Genomic DNA, 18,597 nt, shown 5'->3' with positions numbered 1-18,597 from the left:
TTTAAGCTTTTTTAACTAGATCAGCCATCAAAAATGCAAGTTCTAAAGCCTGATCAGCATTTAGTCTTGGATCGCACTGCGTCTCATATCTCTCTTTTAGCGAGCTTTCAGTGATGTTTAGCGCGCCACCGGTGCACTCTGTCACATCTTTGCCAGTCATCTCAAGATGCACGCCGCCAGCTCTTGTGCCCTCAGCTTTGTGAATTTCAAAAAAGCTTCTAACCTCACTTAAGACCTTGTCAAATTCTCGAGTTTTGTAGTTATTTGAGGTCTTGACGGTGTTGCCGTGCATTGGATCGATACTATAAACGATATTTAGCCCCTCGCGCTTTAGCTCTCTTAAAATTTTTGGTAAATTTTCGCCGATCTTATCAGCGCCCATTCTGATTATCACATTTAGTCTGCCAGCTTCATTCTCTGGATTTAGCTTACTTGCAAGAGCAATGACGTCTTCTGCTTTCGCACTTGGTCCGATCTTTACGCCGATAGGATTTTTAACGCCACTTAAAAAATGCACGTGAGCGTCGTTTACGCCGCGTGTTCTCTCGCCTATCCAAAGCATATGAGCCGAGCAGTCGTACCACTCACGACTAAGGCTATCAACCCTAGTTAGCGCCTCTTCATAAGGCAAAAGTAGTGCCTCGTGAGATGTATAGACTGCGGTTTGATTTATCGCTGGCGTATTTGCCGAAGTGATACCACAAGCCGCCATGAAAGATAGCGTTTTAGTTAGATCATCGGCTAGTTTTGCGTACTGCTCGCTGATCTCTGGCTTTTTAACAAAGCCTAGATTCCACTTATGCACCTGATGAAGGTCAGCCAAACCGCCTCTTGAAAAGGCCCTAAGTAGGTTCATCGTCGATGCGCTTTGATAGTAGGCCTCTATCATGCGTTTTGGGTCGGCAACTCTAGCCTTTTCGTCAAATTCAAAGCCATTTATGATGTCGCCCCTATAGCTTGGCAGCTTAACGCCATTTACCTCTTCATAGTCGCTACTTCTAGGCTTTGCAAACTGCCCTGCCACACGGCCTACTTTGACCACTGGACAGCCGCCTGCAAATGTCAAAACTATCGCCATTTGAAGCAGGACCTTAAACATATCTCTGATGTTGTTTGCATTAAAATTTGTAAAGCTCTCAGCGCAGTCGCCACCTTGAAGCAAAAATGCCTCGCCGTTGCAAACTTTTGCAAGCTCATCTTTAAGACTTCTAGCCTCGCCAGCAAAGACCAAAGGCGGAAGTGTTTTTAGCTTTTCTTCAGTCTCTTTTAGCTCTTGTAAATTTGGATAAGTTGGTTGTTGTAAGATGTTAAATTCTCTCCAGCTATCTCGGTTCCAAGTCATACGTTTTCCCTATCTTTTTACCTTAATATGGCGCAGATTATATCACGGCAAACTTAAAAAATAAAAGCCATTAATGGGTTATTAAAGATATTTTGCATACAATCGCTACTTTAAATTTACCCAAAAAAAGAGAAGATTTTTTTCATGATAAAAGGCATATTTTATTCGCTTTTAGCCTCAGTTTTATTTAACTGCATCTACTACATGTCAGTGCTCATGAACCCCATCAGCACACAAGCTCTTATTGGATACCGCATGATCTTTGCCATGCCTTTTGTCATCGCCGCCATTTTTTTGTTAAAACAGCAGCGAAATTTCAAATTTTTACTTCTGAAAATAAAGCTAAAACCTAAAATTTTACTAGTTTTGCTTGCTACCTCGCTCATCGTCTCATTTCAGATGTGGCTCTATCTCTGGGCTCCAAGTAACGGCGCAGCGCTAAAAGTCTCGATAGGCTACCTCATCATGCCAATAGTCATGGTCCTTTTTGGACGGCTATTTTTCAAAGAGCACCTCTCTAAAACAAAGTTAGCATCGATATTTTTCGCTGCCCTTGGCGTCTTTAGCACAGCAGTCATTAGCGGTGGCATCTCGTGGGAGAGCGCTGTAGTTTTTTGCCTTTATCCAGTCTATTTTACCATTAGAAAGTACTACAACCTTGCAAATTTCTCAAGCTTTGTTATCGAGATAATTTTTATGTTTTTATTCTCATTTTATTTTGCGATCACGGCTGATATGGACTACGTGATGAGCCAAAATCCAAACATCTACTATCTACTCATCTTGCTTGGTGCTATCAGCGGCATAGCCCTCATCGCCCAGATCCTCTCAAGCACGCTCGTGCCGATAAATGTACTTGGTCTGCTTACATATTTTGAGCCTATAATGATGCTTTTTGTCTCATTTGCTATCGGCGAGAGACTGGAGAAAAGCTCATACTTTTTGATGATCTGCCTTGCTATCTCGGTCACACTTTTGATGATAGATAGTATAAATTCTATAAAAGGCGACAAAAATACCAAGACTAAATGAGAGCCAAAAAGGCATTATTCTCGCGCTTAGCGCCTTTTTTATGTGGGGATTTTTGGCGGTTTATTTCAATCTATTTAGCAAAGATGTCGATGCTTATGAAATTTTAGCCCACAGGATCATCTGGTCGTTTTTTCTAATGGCAGCGGTCATATATCTTAGCGGCAAAATGAATGAAATTTTGACCCTGCTTAAAGACATAGGCTCGCTCAAAGCACTATTTTTAAGCGGCACGCTCATTAGCATAAACTGGGGCGTCTACGTCTATGCAGTTGGCAATGGCAAAATTTTAGATACCAGCATCGGCTACTTTATCAATCCTTTGATAAACATGCTTCTTGGCGTCATCGTCTTTAAAGAACGCCTTGGCAAAAGTGGTGTCGTAGCCGTTTGTATCGTCATGGTCGCAGTTTTTGTGCAAATTTACTTTCAAGGTGGCCTGCCACTTGTCTCTATCATCTTGCCACTATCCTTTGGGCTTTACGGTGTGGTTAGAAAAAAGGCAAAGATCAGCGCATTTAACGGGCTTTTTATCGAAACACTCTTTATTTTTCCATTTGCCTTTGGCTACGTTTTGTGGTTAGTTTTTCACTCGCAAAGCCACTTTGGACTAAACAAGGACTCGGTTTTGATGATCGCCTCAAGCCTCGTCACCATCGTGCCGCTAGTCGCTTTTAACGCAGCTGCTACAAGGATAAATTTAACCACTATCGGCTACTTGCAATACATCTCACCAACCATCGCGATCCTTTGCGCGGTCTTCATTTATGGCGAAATTTTAGATGGCTACAAAGTCATCTCATTTTGTATGATCTGGCTGGCGCTTGCGATAATTAGCGTAGATAAATTTAGAAAAAGGAGTAAAAATGAATAGCGTTACGATTTATTTGCTGCTTGCGTTTTTTGCGGCGCTTATTTTATATTTTCAGATACAAAAACTAACCAAAAAACTTGACGAAGAAGGAGCGGTGCCTGCATATCAAAAGGCTGCGCAAGAGGTTTTGCAAAATTTAAATAACACTGAGAAATACCCTAAATTTTGCAATGTCATACAAAAAAAGATAAACGCTCTAAGACAAGACATGCTCTTTGAAGATGCGCTAAATGGGGCTGGCGACAAGGACAAAGCGCTTGATACCTTAGAGCAGATAAGAGATAAGGTCGAGGCGCTTTTAAAGCAAGAAAGTGCAAACTGGGAGAGCGAACTAGTTGAGATTTTAGACGAGATCGATGGCTTTGTAAAGGCAAATTTCAAAAACGGCGAAGATAGAGCCGAGGAGCTAAGGGACGAACTAAAGAAAGAGTTTGATGGGTTGTGAAAGTGACTTTGGTATTTTTAGCAAATTCTAAATTTTGTGTCCAAACTATTAAATTTTTACTCAAATTTACATTTTTTAATTGAGTAAATTTAAACTAATTAGTATAAATTTAAAGTTTCGCTTTTAGAGCCATTATCCTCTTATATGATGCGTCTATCTGCTCTTTACTGATCTTTTTCTCATTTACAGCATCCACTATGATCTGAGTGACTAGATCGGCCGTTCTTTGGTTGTTTATCTTAAACTCGCTAAATAGCAAGATATCGCCACCAGCGTTTATAAATTTCACCACTTTTTGCGCTAAAGCTTCGTCTCCAACACCTTTCATGAGCATATCATCGCTGATGACTACGCCATTAAATTTAAGCTCATTGCGAAGTAGATCGGTTATTATTTTTTTAGAAAGTGTGGCTGGATTGTCCTCGTCTATGCCCTTTACAAAAAGGTGCCCGACCATGATGATCTGCGCTCTACCGGTGCTTATGGCGTCTTTGTATGGTAGTAGCGCGTCTTTACTTAGTGTGACCTCGCTCTTATTTTTATGTGAGTCCTCTTTTGAGCTACCATGTCCTGGGAAGTGCTTAAGTGTCGTTAGGATGCCCTGCTCTTTAAATGCGTCCATAAAGGCATCAGCGTAGATCACCACCTTGCTTGCATACTCGCTAAACGCCCTTTGCTTAGCGGCGATGATGGGCGAGTTTTCATCGTGCAGATCGACCACTGGGGCGAAATTTAAATTTATGCCACACTCTTTTAAATTTATAGCCATTTTTGAGTAGAGATCATATGCACTTTTGATATCAAGCGTGCTTGCGACCTCGTATGCGCTAGGATATGGACCATCAAAGCTCTTGTCCTTCATGCGACTTACGTTGCCGCCCTCTTCGTCAATAGCGATGAAAATTTTAGGGCTTTTCTCTTTGATCGCCTTTATGCTAGCTTTTAGCTGGGCTTTGCTGGTGACATTTCTGCCAAGTAGCATCACACCGCCAAATCTCTCGTACCCAGCATCGCTTAACATCGCGCGAAACGCAGCGTCTTTTGTGCTAGCGCCGTTAAAGCCAACCATTATCATCTGCGATACCTTGGCTCTTAGGCTCACCTCTGCGCCGTTTAGCCCGATAGCAAAAATAGCTACAAAAAGTATAAATTGAAAAGCTCTCATCTTCTTCCCAAAAGCGATTTAACGCTCTCAAAAACGTCTTTGCCATTTAGCATATTTTCAACCTCACTGGCTATTGGCACATATATGCTCTTTTCTTTAGCGATCTTGCTAATAGCCCTTGCAGTATCTACGCCCTCTGCCACCTCGCCAAGCTCATTTAAAATTTTCTCTAGTCTCTCGTGCCTTGCAATACCAAGACCTACGCGGTAGTTGCGCGAGAGTATCGACGAAGCGGTTAAAAACAGGTCACCTGCACCACTTAGTCCCATAAATGTCTCATCTTTTGCGCCAAAAAATTTGCCAAATCTAGCCATCTCGACAAGCCCACGTGAAATGAGGCTCGCCCTTGCGTTGTTGCCAAGACCAAGTCCGTCACAAATTCCGCCAGCTATGGCGATCACATTTTTATAGGCCCCGCACACCTCAGCGCCGATCACATCATCAGAAGTGTAGGCTTTCATATAGCTTGGGAAAAATGAGGCAAATTTTAAAGCTAAATTTTGATTTTTAGAATTTACTACCAAAGCGCAAGGCAACTTTTGCATGATCTCTTTTGCAAATGTTGGCCCAGAAAGAAAGGCCAAATTTTCACTATCCACAAAATCCTCGTAAATTTCATTTAAAAATTTAAGATTTGCCGTGTCTATGCCCTTGCTGGCGACTAAGATCTTTTGACCTTTGTTTTTGTAGTTTTGCTTTAGCCATAAATTTGTAGCTTGCGTTGGGATCGTGCAGACTAGGTACTCGCACTCCAAAGCTTCATCTAAGCTTACAAAATTTGGCATCTCTCTTGGCGTTCTTGAGCTGATGACGCACTCGTTATTCTCACTAAAAGCGTGAAAAAGCGCACTGCCCCACTTGCCAGCTCCAATGACTGCTATGCTCATTTTAGCCCTTTTTTTAGCCTATTTTGGCCTTTAAAAGCTCATTGACCTTGCCTGGGTTAAAGGCACCTTTGCCCTCTTTCATCACCTGACCAACAAAGAAGCCAAACATCTTCTCTTTGCCGTTTTTATACTCTTCTACCTTATCGGCGTTTGCAGCCAAAATTTGATCTATGATGGCAACGATCGCCGAGTCGTCGCTCACTTGTTTTAAACCAAGCTTTTTGATGACGCTATCAACGTCCGCGTCATTTTCCATAAGGTAGTCTAGCACCTCTTTTGCAGCCTTGCCGCTTATCGTGCCATCTTCTATGCGTTTTAGTAAATTTATCATCTTAGCGCTACTAACTGGGCTTGTCTCGATCGTTACACCGTTATTTAAGCGGCCAAGAAGCTCAACTATGAGCCACGTAGTAGCAAGCTTTGGAGAAATTCCAGCAGCGATTAGCTCTTCAAAATATCTAGCCATCTCAACGCTTTGAGTTAAATTTAAGGCATCGCTCTCTTTTACGCCTAGCTCGCTAACGTATCTTGCGACCTTTTGCTCGGCAAGCTCTGGAATTTTGATCGCTTCGTTATACATCTCTTCTGGCACTTCAACAGGGAGCAAGTCAGGGTCAGGAAAGTACCTATACTCTGCGCTATCCTCTTTGCCACGCATAGATCTTGTTACTAAATTTGTCGTGTCAAAGAGCCTTGTCTCTTGATAGACCTCTTCGTCATATTTGCCATCTTCCCACGCTGCACTTTGGCGCTCTACCTCGTAGTCGATCGCTTTTTGAATAAATTTAAATGAGTTTAGGTTTTTTATCTCAACCCTTGTGTAAAGCTTTGTATCACCTTTTGGACGGATAGAGACGTTTGCGTCGCAGCGAAAGCTTCCTTCTTGCATATTTGCGTCGCTGATGTTTAAAAAGCGAAGGATCGAGTGCAGTTTTTTAAGATAAGCCACCGCCTCGTCGCTACTTCTAAGGTCTGGCTCGCTAACTATCTCAAGAAGCGGCGTGCCGGCTCTGTTTAGATCGACCAAACTCTCGTTTTCTTCGTGGATATTTTTGCCTGCATCTTCTTCAAGGTGCGCTCTGGTTACACCGATGCGTTTTTTAGTGCCGTTTACGTCGATGATGAGCTCGCCACCTTCCACGATAGGAATTTCAAACTGTGAAATTTGATATGCCTTTGGAAGGTCTGGATAGAAGTAGTTTTTTCTATTAAAGACTGATTTTTTATTGATTTTAGCGTTTATCGCCGTGCCAAAGCTGATCGCCTTTTTGACCGCCTCTTTATTTAGCACAGGTAGCGCTCCAGGTAGCGCTAGGCAGGTCGGACAAACATGAGTGTTCGCCTCGTCGCCAAAGCTAGTCGAGCAAGAGCAGAAAATTTTAGTTTTTGTATTAAGCTGAGTATGAACTTCTAAACCGATAACGACTTCAAACATATTTTTACCTTTAAATTTATGCAAATTTTTAGTGCGTATTTTAGCGATACTTTCTTTTAAAATATCTAAAGAGGAGCTTTGGTGATCTATTTATATAGTTTAAAAAGGTTTTTGGAGAATAAATTTAAAAGAGAAAAGCCATATAAAAATATGGCTTTAAATTTTAATGCTCGTGCTCGCTAATAGCGACTGCGCCAGCTAGATAAACGTAAGTTAGCATCATGAAGATAAATGTTTGCAAAACAGCCATAAGTGTTAGAAGTGCAAAGGCTGGAAGTGGAGCAAACCATGGTGCAAGTGTAAGCATCGCAAGTAAGAACAAGTCATCGCCCTTGATGTTACCAAAAAGACGGAAAGATAGCGAAACTACACGTGAAAGATGTGAGATGACTTCGACTGGAAACATTATAGGAGCTAGAAATTTGTTTGGTCCCATGAAGTGTCCAAAGTATTTGAAAAAGCCATTTTCTCTAATGCCCTCAAAGTTGTAATAAATAAATACAACCAAAGCCAAAACTAGAGTTAAATTTAAGCTTGAGCTTGGTGACTCAAAGCCAGGGATGATGCCGATGACGTTTGAGAAAAATACGATAAAGCCAATAGTTGCGACAAGTGGAAGGTATTTTCTAGCTAGCTTTTCGCTACCTAAAGTATCCTTGCCCATAGAGATAACGCCCTCTAAATAAGCCTCAACTATGTTTTGAAGGCCTCTTGGCACAAGCTGCATTTTACTCCTTGCGATGTAAGCAACGATGAGGATGATCAAAGCTACAAGGCAAAAGTGAAACGCATAGACAAAGGCATGTGAATGGTTTAGCAAATTTGAGAATAGAAACAAATCTTTCATTGATTTACCTTAGATTTAGAATTTTGCGTGATTGTAACAAAATTATTGTTAAAACATTTTTAATTTTAAGCCTTGAAGTAGTCAAAAAGTAGTTTGCAAATGGTCGCTGCGACAACTATCAAAAACATCGTTCTAATAAATTTGACCTCTTTTTTGATGACTAAATTTGAGCCAAAATATGCTCCTAAAATTTGCCCCACAGCCATCAAAAAGCCAACTAGCCAAAGTATCTGTCCGCCAGCTATAAAAACGCCAAGTGCTACGATGTTGCTGGTGAAATTTAAAGCTTTTGTGTGAGCGACCGCCTTTTTTAAATTTAGCCCAATTAAAGCCACCATCGCAAACATCCAAAACGAGCCTGCTCCTGGGCCAAAAAAGCCATCATAAAAGCCAAGAATTAGTCCAAAAACGACGTAAAATAGCCTCTCATTCATCTTTGCAGCCCTGTCGCTCTCGCCTATTTTTGGCATAAAAAGCGTGTAGATGAAGATGGCGATTAGCAAAAATGGGATGATTATTTTTAAGAAATTTGCATTTAAAAATAAGATGAGCGTTGCGCCAATGAGGGCTCCAATAAATGTAAAAACTATGCCAACAAAGCACTCTTTGTAATTAATCAGTCCTTTTTTAGTGAAATTTAGCGTTGCCGTGAAGCTGCCAAAGACGCCTTGAAGCTTGTTTGTGCCAAGGGCTAAATGAGGTGGCACGCCCATAGCCATGATGGCTGGCAAAGTGATCAGTCCGCCGCCTCCTGCGATCGCGTCGATAAAACCACCCAAAAACGCGGCGATAAAAAAGACAGTGTAGCTAAGTAGGTCAAATTCCATTTTTGTTCTTTGTAAATTTAAGTTAAAAAGCGGATTGTAGTTTAAAATTTTGAAATTTCATCTTAGAAATGGAGGTTAAATTTGAGCGCAAAATTTAAAAAAGCCTTTAAACATTAAATTTAAAGGCTTTTTGTGGGGCTTTATTACTTAATAACGCCGCAAAGCATTCTAGCGCCACCGCCGCCAAGTGCTTTTGGCTGGTCGCTGTGGTTGTCACCACCGACGTGAACCATTAGTGAGTGACCTTTTAGCTCGTCAAGGTTTTTTATCTTTGGAGCTAGCACTGGGTAGTTTGCATTGCCCTCAGCATCTACGTAAAGCGCTGGTAGATCGCCTTTGTGACCCTTATCGTCCCATGCAAATGAGTGCATCTTTGTTTCAGCTGGATCCCAGTGACCGCCTGCTTTCATGCCTAGACCTTTTTCGGTCGCGCCACAATCGGCATTTTGGTGAACGTGAAAACCGTGAAGTCCTGCAGGAAGACCTTTTAAATTTGGAAAAAACGCAACGCCGTAGTTTGTCTTAATAGCTACTACTTCGCCAACGCTCTTATCGCCCTTTTCGCTTAGCTCATTAACAGGTATGACTAGATGTTCGCCAGCCTTTGGATCAAAGTGATGACCCTCGTGAGCAAAAAGCAAAGTTCCTAAAACTGCACTTAGTAAAACGATTTTTTTCATACAAGCTCCTTATGGATAAAATTGTATGGTAAGTCTACCCAAAATTTAAAAATTTAGCAATAATTTTTATTTTTTAAGATTTTTTACGATAGTTTCTAGCTCTTTGCTCTGCCCTATCCTGTAAAGCGCAAAGTCGTATTTTATCGGGTCTAGCTCGTCAAATTCTCTAAGTTTTTTTGTAAGCTCCATCACTGCTTTAAAATCGTAGCTCTTTCTATTTATAAGTCCTAAATTTAATGAAACCCTATGCGTATGCACGTCAAGTGGCATCAAAAGTCTATCTTTTGGCAGATTTTTAAATAGTCCAAGGTCGATGTCGCTATCTCGCACCATCCAGCGAAGATACATATTGTAGCGTTTATATGGACTTTGAGGCTCTTTACTAAAGCTCTTGCCAAAGAAAAACTCATAGCCATCTGAGCGGTAAGAATTTAGTCCGTAAATAAATTTGATAAGCTCATTTACGCCCTCTATCATCTCGCCGTTTTTTGCAAGACCTTGGCGCAAAATTTCTTCTATGTTGCCCTCTTTTTTCAGGCGCGAAAGCGTGATAAAAATTTCTCTCACATCATTTTCATTTTGAAAGCGGTACTTGAAATTTGATAAATTTTTCTTGATATTTTGCTCGCTCTCATCAAGCAGGCTAAATTCAAGCGAATTTAGAAATTTCACTATCATTTTTGCGTTGCCATAGGCAAATAACGCACAAATGAGCGCTATGTTTGGCTCTTTAAATTTAGTAGCTACTTGGAGTGGGTCCGGGGCGTCAAATAGCCCCGAATTTGTATTTTTACTAAGTACGTGTGCGTCTAAAAGGCTCTTTAGTTCGCTCATTGTTTTAGTGAAAGAAGCGTGTCTAGCATCTGATCAACGGTTGTAATGATCTTTGCTGCTGCGCCGTAGCTTGCTTGAAAGCGGATTAGGTTTGTAAGCTCTTCGTTGGTATCTACGCCGCTTGTTGATTGAAATTCCTCTTCAGCAGTCCTTTGCAAAGATGTGTTTGTGTCGTGGATAGTGTTGTTCGCCTCGGTATCGCTCGCCATATCGGTCGTGAAATAGCGATAATACCCCTCGATCGTCTCATCTCTATCAAGCGCAGTGCCACTTGAGTAAAATGTCTGCTTTTGGTACTGAAGCTGGATCATCTTGTTTGCAACTTCGTTATTACCCACGACTGGCTTTGAGTAAGCACGAAGCTTTGTATGATCTTGAGTGAAATTTTGATTGATGCCTATTGTATTTGAGTTTGTGCCAGAGAAAAATCTATTGATACCAACAACGCCTGGGAAATTTGTACCGTGATCGACTATTGAGATGCTATAAAGCCCTTGAGCTTGCTTTGGTATGAGCGCAAATGTGCCTTGATGCGTGTTTTTATCATAAAAATACGACGCTTCAAAGAAGTCATCAACGTCATTTAACATGTTGTTGTCGTTATTATCGTCTGAATTTGAGTTAAAATCCTGCACAACAGAGTTGCCGTATTTTGTATCATTCATCGTCGTTGTGCCGTTTATCTCGATGGTCTTTTTGGCTACTACGTTACCCTTATTGTCATAAACGATAGCATCAAAACTGCCGTTTCTTATGCTGTTGTCGTGGTTCATCAGCGTCTTGTCATTTTCTAGGTAGCTGATCGGATCTGAGTTTGAAATTTCAACCGCAGACTCGGCATAGACGTTATTTGTGCTAGTTATTAAAGTTTTTGAAAATGTATTTAGATTGTCGATATATTTTTGGATGATACCATCGCTAAATTTATCATTATCTGGCTCGTAGTTGCGGCCTCTAAGATCAAGCGCGGCACCTATCTTGCCATTTGTGATCTTCTCCTCCATAGGGATGCGTCTGCCATCTTCTCTTTCATAATAAATTTTTGTGTATTGCCCACTCTCGGTTGAGCTCATAGAAATTTCATGAAAATTTACGCCATCAACGATGCTCACACCGCCGATATTTAGGTTGTAGTATCTTCCTTGATCGCTTATGCCTGTATCTATCCTTGACTCGCTTTTTAGATCGCTTTTATAAACAGCTGTATTTACTAGCTTTGACATAGCAAGCTCGAGCTCATCACGCTTGTCACGAAGATCGTTTGCATTTATCTTGATGCCAGCGTCTGCGCCAGATTCAACTCTTTGAATTTGTTTATTGATATTTGCTATTTGCTTGCCAAGTGAGTTTATCTCGTTTATATTTATCTTTATAGTCTCATCTATCTGCGTGTGCATATCATAAAGCATCTTTGATGAGCGATTGATGCTAGCTGTTAAAACGCTAGCTTTGTTTATCAAATTTACCTTTTGAGCGCCCTCGTCTGGGTTTGAAGCGAAGTTATTCCACGCTGCAAAATACTCCTGTATATCTTTTACCATGCCGTTATCTTTTAGGTCTGGGAAGTATTTTGTCGCCTCTTGTAAAATTCTTTGCTTATAGCCTGTATTTTCTAAATTTGATGATGAATATTTTAATCTTGAATAGGCAAACTCATCGTGAAGCCTTGTCACGGTATCTACTTGCGTACCTGTGCCAACGCCACCAGGAACAGTGTTCATCGCTGGAGATGCAGACTGGACTACACGTTGTCTTGTGTAGTAGTTACTATCGGCGTTTGTGATGTTGTTTCCGGTTGTGCTTATTTGCACTTGGGCTGCATTTAGCCCTGAAACGCCTGTACCTAATGACATAAAGATATTAGCCATTTGTTAAACCCTTGATTTGTAAAAATTATTATCTGTGCCGCTGCCGTCTTGTCCGTATTCATTAGTCTGAGTACCAAAGACTTTTTTGCTAAGCGAGTCAAAAAATTCCTTAATAACAACGACGTGTCTTGCATATTCTTTATTTACTTTATGCAAAATTTCAAGCTTTGAACGCATAAGCACTAGCTTTGACTTCACTTCATCATCTAAAACATTTGCAAGTGTCGTAGTGCCACTCTCTTTTGAAACCCTTAAAAGCTCTTTATCCAAAGCTCTTTTAGTATCTTCAAAAGCGCGCACGAGAGCATTTTTCTTCTTCACACTCTCATCAACGCTTGAGTGCTTCGCCTCTTTTATATTGGCGATATCTTGCATCGTTAAATTTATAAGCTCGTCTAGCTCGCCTATGGCCTCGTCCAAAAGCTTCTTTATCATTTAAATTCCTTTAAATTTATAGCAACGCATCAGCCACAGCTTTTGCTGTTTTAGAGATATCTACCTGATAGGTGCCATTTGCTATTGCATCAGCTATCTCTTTTACCTTTGCGTTTTCGTTTGTTTTTACTTCTTTGTTTTCATTTTCAACTCTAGCATCGCTATTTTTATTTAGCGTATTTGCCTGGTAGTTTGGTCTTTGGTTCAAAGGAGTTATCATATCCATACCTCTTAAAATAAAATGTTTATATCACTACATCGGCAAAATATAAATTTACTTAAGAGTCTCTCTTCAAAAAATCGTATAAAAGTTCTGAAAAACCTAAATTTCCACTCAAAGCTTTGCTCATAGCGTCGTTATACATAGACCTGTAAATGTCACTGCCAGCGGCTTTTGGATAGAGTGAGTTCTTGTCATCTTCTTTTAAAGCGATATCAAGAACAGCTTTTACCATAAATGCTTCAAAAGCATCAGTTTGCTCTTTCAAAAGTGCATCTTGTTTGGTATTTGCATTTTTTATCTTGTTTGCTGAGATGTCACTATATGAATTTAGTGCTAGGGTGTTGTCTATTTGCATTATATTATCTCCAGATCGACTTGTATCGCGCCAACTCGTTTTAAATTTTCAAGTATCGAGATGATGTCGCTTGGTGTTGCACCAAGCTTGTTTAGCGCTCTTGTCACGTTTGCAACGGTTGTTTTCTCGCCTGAAATTTTAAGTAAATTTTGACTAGGAGCCACCGAAGTGTCGCTACCTATATTTACATCATTTTGCGCTGCCTCTTCGTAGCTATTTGGCTCTATCTTTATAGTTATAGCGCCATGAGTTATCACGACTGGACTAACTACCGCGTTTATACCGCTAACTATCGTGCCAGTTCTCTCATCAACTACGATCTTCTCATCTGGCTTATACTCGACATCAAGATCAAGCACAGCGCTTGCAAGCTCGATGATGCTAACATCATCTGGCTTTTTAACGATAACCGTTCTTGGATCGATCGCCTTTGCTGTATCGTCTGAGATGTTTGCATTTATGGCGTTTTGGATATCAAGAGCGGTTTTAAAATTTGTATCTTTTAGGCTTAGTTTGATGCTGTCTTGGTTGTAGATATCGTAAGTGACTTCACGCTCCACAAGGGCGCCATTTAAGATAGTGCCAACGGTTGGGTGGTTGCCACCACTTCTTCCTGCGCTCTTGCCACCGATACTTAGAGGTCCTTGAGCCAAAGCGTAGATATCGCCATCAACGCCTTTTAGTGGGGTCATAAGAAGGGTGCCACCTTGCAAGCTTTTTGCATCGCCGATAGATGATATCTCTATATCAAGCTTGTCGCCATGTCTTGCAAATGCAGGCAATTTTGCTGTCACCATAACAGCAGCTGCGTTTTTAGACTTGATATCATCTGGATTTATCTTGACATTTACGCCTTGAAGCATGTTTGATAGCGACTGGATCGTAAATTTTGACGTTGAGCCATCTCCTGTGCCGTTTAGTCCGACGACTAAACCATAGCCTATTAGCTGGTTATCCCTTACGCCAACGATGTTTGCAAGCTCTTTTATCTGCGTAGCAAAGGCTGAAGTAGCTATCACTGAAGCTGCTACAAAAGATAAAAATTTATTCATATTTTTTCCTAAAATTTAGCTATTTTAGGTTTTTAAAGCAAAAGATGTTCCAAATTTTTACTGAAAATAAGAGAGAGAAGTAGCTCCAAATTTTTTAAATTTAACAAGCTTATACGCAGAAATTTCATCTCCAAATTTAAAGTCGCTGTTATGCTCAAAAACTATCATATAAATTTTCTCTTTTTTTAGCTGTGAGATCAAATTTACGAGCTTTTCGTAGATAACATCAAAGCCAGCCCTTATGTCAAATGGCGGATCAAGATAGAGTAAAACCTTGCCATTTTGCGAATTTACAAGATCCGGCAAAAGCGCAAAGCTGTCGCCATTTATAGATTTTAAATTTGGACTTTGCAGGCTTGCAAGATTACTTTGCGTGATCTTAAAAGCGGCTCTATCTTTTTCGATAGCGATAGCCTCGCGCGCTCCGTTGCTAACAGCCTCGCTTGCCATCACGCCGCTTCCGCCAAAGCCCTCTATAAATGTAAGTGCGTAAATTTCATCTCTAATGACGTTAAAAAAGGACTCTTTTACGATGCTTTTTGTGCTTCTAGTCGTGCTTAGACTTGGTAGCTCAAGCCTTTTGCCTTTAAATTTACCACTTGAAATTTTGGTATAAAGCTTCACTGATTTGCCCTTAAAATTTCAAGCAGATCAGCTTTAAATTTATCTATTAAAAGTGATACTTTTTGCTCCAAACTCTTTTCATTTACTATCTGATCTGGCTCTTTTGCCTTTGAAATTTGCGTGGCTGAGTAAAACTCCTCGAGAGTATCAAGAAGAGTGGCTCTTGTGAATGGATGAGAAAGGTGAGCGTCCTTACCTATTATAAATAGCGGTTTTTTTGTGACGATCTCTCGGTCACTTACTACAAAATCACAATCCTTATGATGAGCGGCTAAATTTCCACAAAAAAGCAGCAAGGTCTTTTGCAGCAAAATGCAGTCGCATTCAAATGAAATTTTCATATCCCGTCCTATAAATTTTGCTAGATTTTAACCTAAATAATCAAAAATTTATATAAATACTAAAGGAATTTAAAATTTTACCGATGTAGGAGCTAGCGTAAGTTTTAAGGAGCAAAACTATGGAAATTTTTAAAGCAGCGGCAAATCAAACACTTGATGCAAATATGAGCACGTCGGCTCAGCGTCAGATAGACAGCAGACCTATCGAGCACTCTGATGTCAAAGTAAATGCCGACAAAAATGGCAAATCAAAGGATGCTAACGAGCTTGACGAACTTAGCAACGAGGATCTTGCTAAAAAAACAAGAGAGGTCACTGATAGGCTAAACTATCAGATGCAGCAGCTCGATACTAATGTAAGATTTGCTTACAACGAGAAGTTAAATTTAATGGTAGTGCAAGTAAAAGACGCCAAAACAGGCGAAGAAATAACACAGCTTCCGAGCAAAGAAGCTATAAAAATCAGCGAGTATTTCAAAGAAAGTATCGGAATACTTTTTGACAAGGAGAGTTAAAAATGGCAGTAGGTAACGTAACAAATTTAGGCATCGGTACAAAAAATAGCGGCCTAAACGACGAGCTTATCAAGAAACTAAAAGAGGCTGATGAGGCTGGACAGATCAAACCACTTACAACAAGGCTGGAGAAAAATGAGCTTAAGCAAAAGGACCTTGCGGCTCTAAAAACTCTTGTTAGCAACGTAAATGTTAGTGGCAAAACACTTGGCGGCGAGGCACTCTATCTAAAAAGAAATACAAATAACGCTGGCAAAAGCGTCACAGCTTCTGCTGCAAACGGCGTTAGCGTGCAAAGCTTTAGTATCGACGTGCAAAAACTTGCTCAAAAAGATACATTTCAAAGCACGAATTTCAAAAATTCTTCAAGCATGGTGGGTGCGACAAATACTGGCTCGTTTGATGTTGAGATCGATGGACAAAAATTCTCTATCGGCGTGACAAGATCTACAACGTATCAAGATATCGTTGATAAGATAAATGACGTAAGTGGCGGTAAATTGCAAGCTAGAATTTTAAATGTTGGTGGCGATAAACCAAATCAAATAATGCTTCAATCAGGCAGCACTGGCGCTACACAGACTATCAAAATTTCAAACGACACAGCTGGCATTTTAGACAAGCTTGGCTGGGATGATACGCAGTTTCAAGATACAGACGAGCACGGCACAGCGCTAACAAATCCTGATGGCTCGCCAAAGATGACATCAAATTTGGAGAAAAATAGAATTCTAAAAGCGCAAGATGCGGAATTTACATATAACGGCGTAAATATCAAAAGAGATAAAAACAGCTTTGATGATCTAAGACCGGGTGTAAATATCACGCTAAACGAGACTGGCAAGACAAACGTAAGCATCTCTCAAAACACTGAAGAGGTCGTAAAAGCGGTTGAAGAGTTTATAAAAGACTACAACTTAATGACTATGAACCTTGAGATCGCTACAAAATATGACGAAGAAAAAGGTGCTGGCACTTTCCAAGGTGTGAGCGAAATTTCAAGCCTTAGATCAAACATCGGACGTCTAGTAAATGGTCAAGATAGCGAAGGCAAAGCGCTAAGTAAATTTGGCATAGTGCCAGATAAAGACGGTCAGCTTCAGCTTGATCTAAATAAATTTAACGCAGCTCTTAGCAAAGATCCGGAAGAAATTCAGAAATTTTTTATGGGTTCAAGCAAGACTGAGCCGATAAGCTACATGGGTAACTCAACCGTTAGCGCAGGTGCGTTAAATATCCAAGCTGGCGATCTTACGATAAATGGTAAGTCAGTTATATTTTCAACCGCAGCTGGCGGGGCGCCAGAGGACAACGCTCTAAAGCTTCAACAAGCTATCAATGACGCTGGCATCGACGGTGTCACAGCTAGCCTTGATCAAAGCGGCAAGAGGATCATCTTAAAAAGAAGCGATGGCGAAAATATCGAGGTAAAAGGCAAAGCTTCTGCACTAGCAACTCTTGGTATGAGCGAAGCCACTGTAAATCCAGTGACTAAAAAAACTGACGGTCTTTTTACAAAGCTAGCTAATATGCTTGATGGCGCTGTTGGTAAGAAAGGCACTATGATCGCTATGCAAAATCAGCTAAAAGACGAGAGTGAATCTATCACTAAAAATAAAGAGAGCACTCAAAAGCTTTTAGATGAGAAATATACAACGATGCAAGAGCGCTTCATCAAGTATAACTCTATCATCGCAAGTTTAGAAAATCAGTTCTCAACTCTAAAATCAATGATAGATGCTGAGATAAACAGTAGAAAATAAGAGAGAAAAATGAATCAAAGTGCATATAGTGCATACGCACAGTCGAGTTTCGGGGGCATCGAGTCCCCGACTAAATTAATAGAAATGCTTTATGACGGAATTTTGAAATTTATATTTCGCACCAAAAAAGCGATCGAAGCTGGAGATATAGAGAAAAAAGTCTATTATATAAACAGAGCAAACGCTATCTTTGTCGAGCTTTTAAACTCGCTTGATTATTCTCAAGGCGACGTGGCTCACTACCTTAGCGGACTTTATACAAGGCAGATGCAGCTTCTTGCTATGGCAAATATCCAAAATGATATTAACGCGCTAAATGAAGTAACAAATGTCGTAAAGCAGTTATCAGAAGCATGGAGGGAGGTAACATCAGGTGAATAGCTGGATCAATGAATTTAAGCTAGCGTTAATAAACGAAGATACAAGAAAGCTAGCTGCACTATCACAAAGCTTTAGCAAAGATATGTTTAAAAGCTTAGCTTCGGCTCAAGAAGCACAAGCGCTAATAGGCGGTGCGATAGAGCTTTTTAAAACTAAATCTTCACACATCCAAAACGAGCTTACAAAACTACAAAAAGCTCAAAAATACGTAAAAAACTAATCTAATACCAAACTTTCAAGGCACGGCAAATTTGCCGGTTTTGTCTTGAAAATATTTCAAATTTACTAACTAATTAAAATTTACTCTAAATTTAGGGGGGGGGCACGGCGTTAAGCCGAGTTCTGTCTTGAGCGATCATTTATCTACGCTTGCTTTTACAAACAAGCTCTAGCGAAGGGTTTTAATATAAGACCAAAACCATCCCTTCTTACTGCAAGTTGGGTTTATATGGCCACGCAAGTTACCAAGCGTGCCGGTGGGCTCTTACCCCGCCGTTTCACCTTTACCGCCAAGGCGGAAGTTTGCTTTCTGTTACACTATCCCTTAGGTTTCCCTAGCCATCCGTTAGATGGAACTTTGTCTTATCGCAGCTCGGACTTTCCTCTTTTGCAAGATGCAAAAGCGACCGCTTACCGTGCCAGAGCGTGATTATATTTAAAAATATATAAATTTAC

At 40.4% G+C, this 18,597-nt stretch carries 22 protein-coding genes and 1 other RNA gene; 7 read left to right on the top strand and 16 right to left on the bottom strand.

Annotation, left to right across the window (positions count from 1 at the left end; genetic code table 11):
• Position 1: 1 nt before the first annotated feature.
• Positions 2-1,342 carry a class II 3-deoxy-7-phosphoheptulonate synthase gene (locus CYO90_RS08860; RefSeq protein ID WP_103579232.1) on the bottom strand — a complete coding sequence of 447 codons (1,341 nt, stop codon included), beginning with the start codon at positions 1,340-1,342 and terminating at the stop codon, positions 2-4.
• Positions 1,343-1,486: 144 nt separating this feature from the next.
• On the opposite strand from CYO90_RS08860, the gene rarD (CYO90_RS08855) reads away from it, so the two are divergent.
• Genes rarD (CYO90_RS08855) through CYO90_RS08845 form a run of 3 tightly spaced genes read left to right on the top strand, consistent with a single transcriptional unit; the run spans position 1,487 to position 3,690 of the window.
• Positions 1,487-2,374 carry an EamA family transporter RarD gene (gene rarD, locus CYO90_RS08855; protein WP_103579231.1) on the top strand — a complete coding sequence of 296 codons (888 nt, stop codon included), beginning with the start codon at positions 1,487-1,489 and terminating at the stop codon, positions 2,372-2,374.
• Complete coding sequence (gene rarD / locus CYO90_RS08850; RefSeq protein ID WP_103579230.1) at positions 2,358-3,245, top strand: EamA family transporter RarD; 888 nt, start codon at positions 2,358-2,360, stop codon at positions 3,243-3,245. Before rarD (CYO90_RS08855) ends, rarD (CYO90_RS08850) begins: the two co-directional genes overlap by 17 nt.
• The gene (locus tag CYO90_RS08845; protein WP_103579229.1) at positions 3,238-3,690 is read left to right on the top strand and encodes an aryl-sulfate sulfotransferase; all 453 of its coding nucleotides are present in this window, start codon (positions 3,238-3,240) and stop codon (positions 3,688-3,690) included. The genes rarD (CYO90_RS08850) and CYO90_RS08845 overlap by 8 nt, the downstream gene beginning before the upstream one ends.
• Positions 3,691-3,799: 109 nt before the next feature.
• Here the strand turns inward: CYO90_RS08845 and CYO90_RS08840 are convergent, their stop codons facing one another.
• The 14 genes from CYO90_RS08840 to CYO90_RS08775 all read right to left on the bottom strand — a co-directional run bounded on the left by CYO90_RS08840 (position 3,800) and on the right by CYO90_RS08775 (position 15,263).
• Positions 3,800-4,855, bottom strand: coding sequence for a glycoside hydrolase family 3 N-terminal domain-containing protein (locus CYO90_RS08840; RefSeq protein ID WP_103579228.1), 1,056 nt, complete (start codon positions 4,853-4,855; stop codon positions 3,800-3,802).
• On the bottom strand, positions 4,852-5,742 hold the full coding sequence (locus CYO90_RS08835) for an NAD(P)H-dependent glycerol-3-phosphate dehydrogenase (protein ID WP_103579227.1): 891 nt from the start codon (positions 5,740-5,742) through the stop codon (positions 4,852-4,854). The genes CYO90_RS08840 and CYO90_RS08835 overlap by 4 nt, the downstream gene beginning before the upstream one ends.
• A gap of 13 nt (positions 5,743-5,755) precedes the next feature.
• Positions 5,756-7,177, bottom strand: a complete 1,422-nt coding sequence (gene gatB / locus CYO90_RS08830; protein WP_103579226.1) for an Asp-tRNA(Asn)/Glu-tRNA(Gln) amidotransferase subunit GatB — start codon at positions 7,175-7,177, stop codon at positions 5,756-5,758.
• A 163-nt stretch (positions 7,178-7,340) separates the two neighbouring features.
• Complete coding sequence (locus CYO90_RS08825) at positions 7,341-8,024, bottom strand: F0F1 ATP synthase subunit A (RefSeq protein WP_002942300.1); 684 nt, start codon at positions 8,022-8,024, stop codon at positions 7,341-7,343.
• Between the two features lie 65 nt (positions 8,025-8,089).
• A complete protein-coding gene (locus CYO90_RS08820; RefSeq protein ID WP_103579225.1) occupies positions 8,090-8,851 on the bottom strand; it encodes a TSUP family transporter in 762 nt (253 codons plus the stop codon).
• Between the two features lie 143 nt (positions 8,852-8,994).
• Entirely contained in the window at positions 8,995-9,531 is a 537-nt protein-coding gene (locus CYO90_RS08815; protein WP_103579224.1) for a superoxide dismutase family protein, read from the bottom strand.
• A 66-nt stretch (positions 9,532-9,597) separates the two neighbouring features.
• Positions 9,598-10,365: a TIGR02757 family protein gene (locus CYO90_RS08810; RefSeq protein WP_103579223.1), complete on the bottom strand. Its 768-nt coding sequence runs from the start codon at positions 10,363-10,365 to the stop codon at positions 9,598-9,600.
• Positions 10,362-12,233, bottom strand: a complete 1,872-nt coding sequence (gene flgK / locus CYO90_RS08805) for a flagellar hook-associated protein FlgK (protein WP_002942291.1) — start codon at positions 12,231-12,233, stop codon at positions 10,362-10,364. The genes CYO90_RS08810 and flgK overlap by 4 nt, the downstream gene beginning before the upstream one ends.
• Positions 12,234-12,236: 3 nt before the next feature.
• On the bottom strand, positions 12,237-12,668 hold the full coding sequence (locus CYO90_RS08800; RefSeq protein ID WP_103579222.1) for a flagellar export chaperone FlgN: 432 nt from the start codon (positions 12,666-12,668) through the stop codon (positions 12,237-12,239).
• A 16-nt stretch (positions 12,669-12,684) separates the two neighbouring features.
• Positions 12,685-12,888: a flagellar biosynthesis anti-sigma factor FlgM gene (locus tag CYO90_RS08795; RefSeq protein WP_035142939.1), complete on the bottom strand. Its 204-nt coding sequence runs from the start codon at positions 12,886-12,888 to the stop codon at positions 12,685-12,687.
• Positions 12,889-12,946: 58 nt separating this feature from the next.
• The gene (locus tag CYO90_RS08790) at positions 12,947-13,246 is read right to left on the bottom strand and encodes a rod-binding protein (RefSeq protein ID WP_103579221.1); all 300 of its coding nucleotides are present in this window, start codon (positions 13,244-13,246) and stop codon (positions 12,947-12,949) included.
• A complete protein-coding gene (locus CYO90_RS08785; protein WP_002942326.1) occupies positions 13,246-14,298 on the bottom strand; it encodes a flagellar basal body P-ring protein FlgI in 1,053 nt (350 codons plus the stop codon). The genes CYO90_RS08790 and CYO90_RS08785 overlap by 1 nt, the downstream gene beginning before the upstream one ends.
• A gap of 57 nt (positions 14,299-14,355) precedes the next feature.
• The gene (rsmD, locus tag CYO90_RS08780; protein WP_103579220.1) at positions 14,356-14,922 is read right to left on the bottom strand and encodes a 16S rRNA (guanine(966)-N(2))-methyltransferase RsmD; all 567 of its coding nucleotides are present in this window, start codon (positions 14,920-14,922) and stop codon (positions 14,356-14,358) included.
• Positions 14,919-15,263 (bottom strand): ornithine carbamoyltransferase, encoded by a 345-nt coding sequence (locus CYO90_RS08775; RefSeq protein ID WP_103571901.1) that lies wholly within the window; start codon positions 15,261-15,263, stop codon positions 14,919-14,921. The genes rsmD and CYO90_RS08775 overlap by 4 nt, the downstream gene beginning before the upstream one ends.
• Before the next feature lie 119 nt (positions 15,264-15,382).
• Between CYO90_RS08775 and CYO90_RS08770 the strand changes: the two genes are divergently transcribed.
• The 4 genes from CYO90_RS08770 to CYO90_RS08755 are packed head-to-tail and all read left to right on the top strand — an operon-like array spanning position 15,383 to position 18,142.
• Positions 15,383-15,778, top strand: coding sequence for a FlaG family protein (locus CYO90_RS08770; protein WP_103579219.1), 396 nt, complete (start codon positions 15,383-15,385; stop codon positions 15,776-15,778).
• Between the two features lie 2 nt (positions 15,779-15,780).
• The gene (fliD, locus tag CYO90_RS08765) at positions 15,781-17,541 is read left to right on the top strand and encodes a flagellar filament capping protein FliD (RefSeq protein ID WP_103579218.1); all 1,761 of its coding nucleotides are present in this window, start codon (positions 15,781-15,783) and stop codon (positions 17,539-17,541) included.
• A 9-nt stretch (positions 17,542-17,550) separates the two neighbouring features.
• Positions 17,551-17,922, top strand: coding sequence for a flagellar export chaperone FliS (gene fliS / locus CYO90_RS08760; protein WP_009293744.1), 372 nt, complete (start codon positions 17,551-17,553; stop codon positions 17,920-17,922).
• Positions 17,915-18,142: a hypothetical protein gene (locus CYO90_RS08755; RefSeq protein ID WP_009293743.1), complete on the top strand. Its 228-nt coding sequence runs from the start codon at positions 17,915-17,917 to the stop codon at positions 18,140-18,142. The genes fliS and CYO90_RS08755 overlap by 8 nt, the downstream gene beginning before the upstream one ends.
• Before the next feature lie 95 nt (positions 18,143-18,237).
• Here CYO90_RS08755 and rnpB read toward each other — a convergent pair.
• An RNA gene (rnpB, locus tag CYO90_RS08750) (RNase P RNA component class A) lies at positions 18,238-18,564 on the bottom strand.
• Positions 18,565-18,597: the final 33 nt, after the last annotated feature.

Source organism: Campylobacter concisus (genome assembly GCF_002913745.1).
GTDB classification, from domain to species: domain Bacteria; phylum Campylobacterota; class Campylobacteria; order Campylobacterales; family Campylobacteraceae; genus Campylobacter_A; species Campylobacter_A concisus_R.
Note: the sequence above shows the minus strand (reverse complement) of the source record. Positions and strands in the feature narration are given on the sequence as shown.

Excerpts from the sequence above, each read along its gene's own strand:
- CYO90_RS08845 (WP_103579229.1), top strand. The coding sequence starts at position 3,238 with ATGAATAGCGTTACGATTTATTTGCTGCTTGCGTTTTTTGCGGCGCTT.
- CYO90_RS08815 (WP_103579224.1), bottom strand. The coding sequence starts at position 9,531 with ATGAAAAAAATCGTTTTACTAAGTGCAGTTTTAGGAACTTTGCTTTTT.
- rarD (WP_103579231.1), top strand. The coding sequence starts at position 1,487 with ATGATAAAAGGCATATTTTATTCGCTTTTAGCCTCAGTTTTATTTAAC.
- CYO90_RS08785 (WP_002942326.1), bottom strand. The coding sequence starts at position 14,298 with ATGAATAAATTTTTATCTTTTGTAGCAGCTTCAGTGATAGCTACTTCA.
- CYO90_RS08810 (WP_103579223.1), bottom strand. The coding sequence starts at position 10,365 with ATGAGCGAACTAAAGAGCCTTTTAGACGCACACGTACTTAGTAAAAAT.
- CYO90_RS08775 (WP_103571901.1), bottom strand. The coding sequence starts at position 15,263 with ATGAAAATTTCATTTGAATGCGACTGCATTTTGCTGCAAAAGACCTTG.
- CYO90_RS08795 (WP_035142939.1), bottom strand. The coding sequence starts at position 12,888 with ATGATAACTCCTTTGAACCAAAGACCAAACTACCAGGCAAATACGCTA.
- CYO90_RS08800 (WP_103579222.1), bottom strand. The coding sequence starts at position 12,668 with ATGATAAAGAAGCTTTTGGACGAGGCCATAGGCGAGCTAGACGAGCTT.
- CYO90_RS08770 (WP_103579219.1), top strand. The coding sequence starts at position 15,383 with ATGGAAATTTTTAAAGCAGCGGCAAATCAAACACTTGATGCAAATATG.
- fliD (WP_103579218.1), top strand. The coding sequence starts at position 15,781 with ATGGCAGTAGGTAACGTAACAAATTTAGGCATCGGTACAAAAAATAGC.
- CYO90_RS08790 (WP_103579221.1), bottom strand. The coding sequence starts at position 13,246 with ATGCAAATAGACAACACCCTAGCACTAAATTCATATAGTGACATCTCA.
- CYO90_RS08860 (WP_103579232.1), bottom strand. The coding sequence starts at position 1,342 with ATGACTTGGAACCGAGATAGCTGGAGAGAATTTAACATCTTACAACAA.
- fliS (WP_009293744.1), top strand. The coding sequence starts at position 17,551 with ATGAATCAAAGTGCATATAGTGCATACGCACAGTCGAGTTTCGGGGGC.
- flgK (WP_002942291.1), bottom strand. The coding sequence starts at position 12,233 with ATGGCTAATATCTTTATGTCATTAGGTACAGGCGTTTCAGGGCTAAAT.
- CYO90_RS08825 (WP_002942300.1), bottom strand. The coding sequence starts at position 8,024 with ATGAAAGATTTGTTTCTATTCTCAAATTTGCTAAACCATTCACATGCC.
- gatB (WP_103579226.1), bottom strand. The coding sequence starts at position 7,177 with ATGTTTGAAGTCGTTATCGGTTTAGAAGTTCATACTCAGCTTAATACA.
- CYO90_RS08835 (WP_103579227.1), bottom strand. The coding sequence starts at position 5,742 with ATGAGCATAGCAGTCATTGGAGCTGGCAAGTGGGGCAGTGCGCTTTTT.
- CYO90_RS08820 (WP_103579225.1), bottom strand. The coding sequence starts at position 8,851 with ATGGAATTTGACCTACTTAGCTACACTGTCTTTTTTATCGCCGCGTTT.
- CYO90_RS08840 (WP_103579228.1), bottom strand. The coding sequence starts at position 4,855 with ATGAGAGCTTTTCAATTTATACTTTTTGTAGCTATTTTTGCTATCGGG.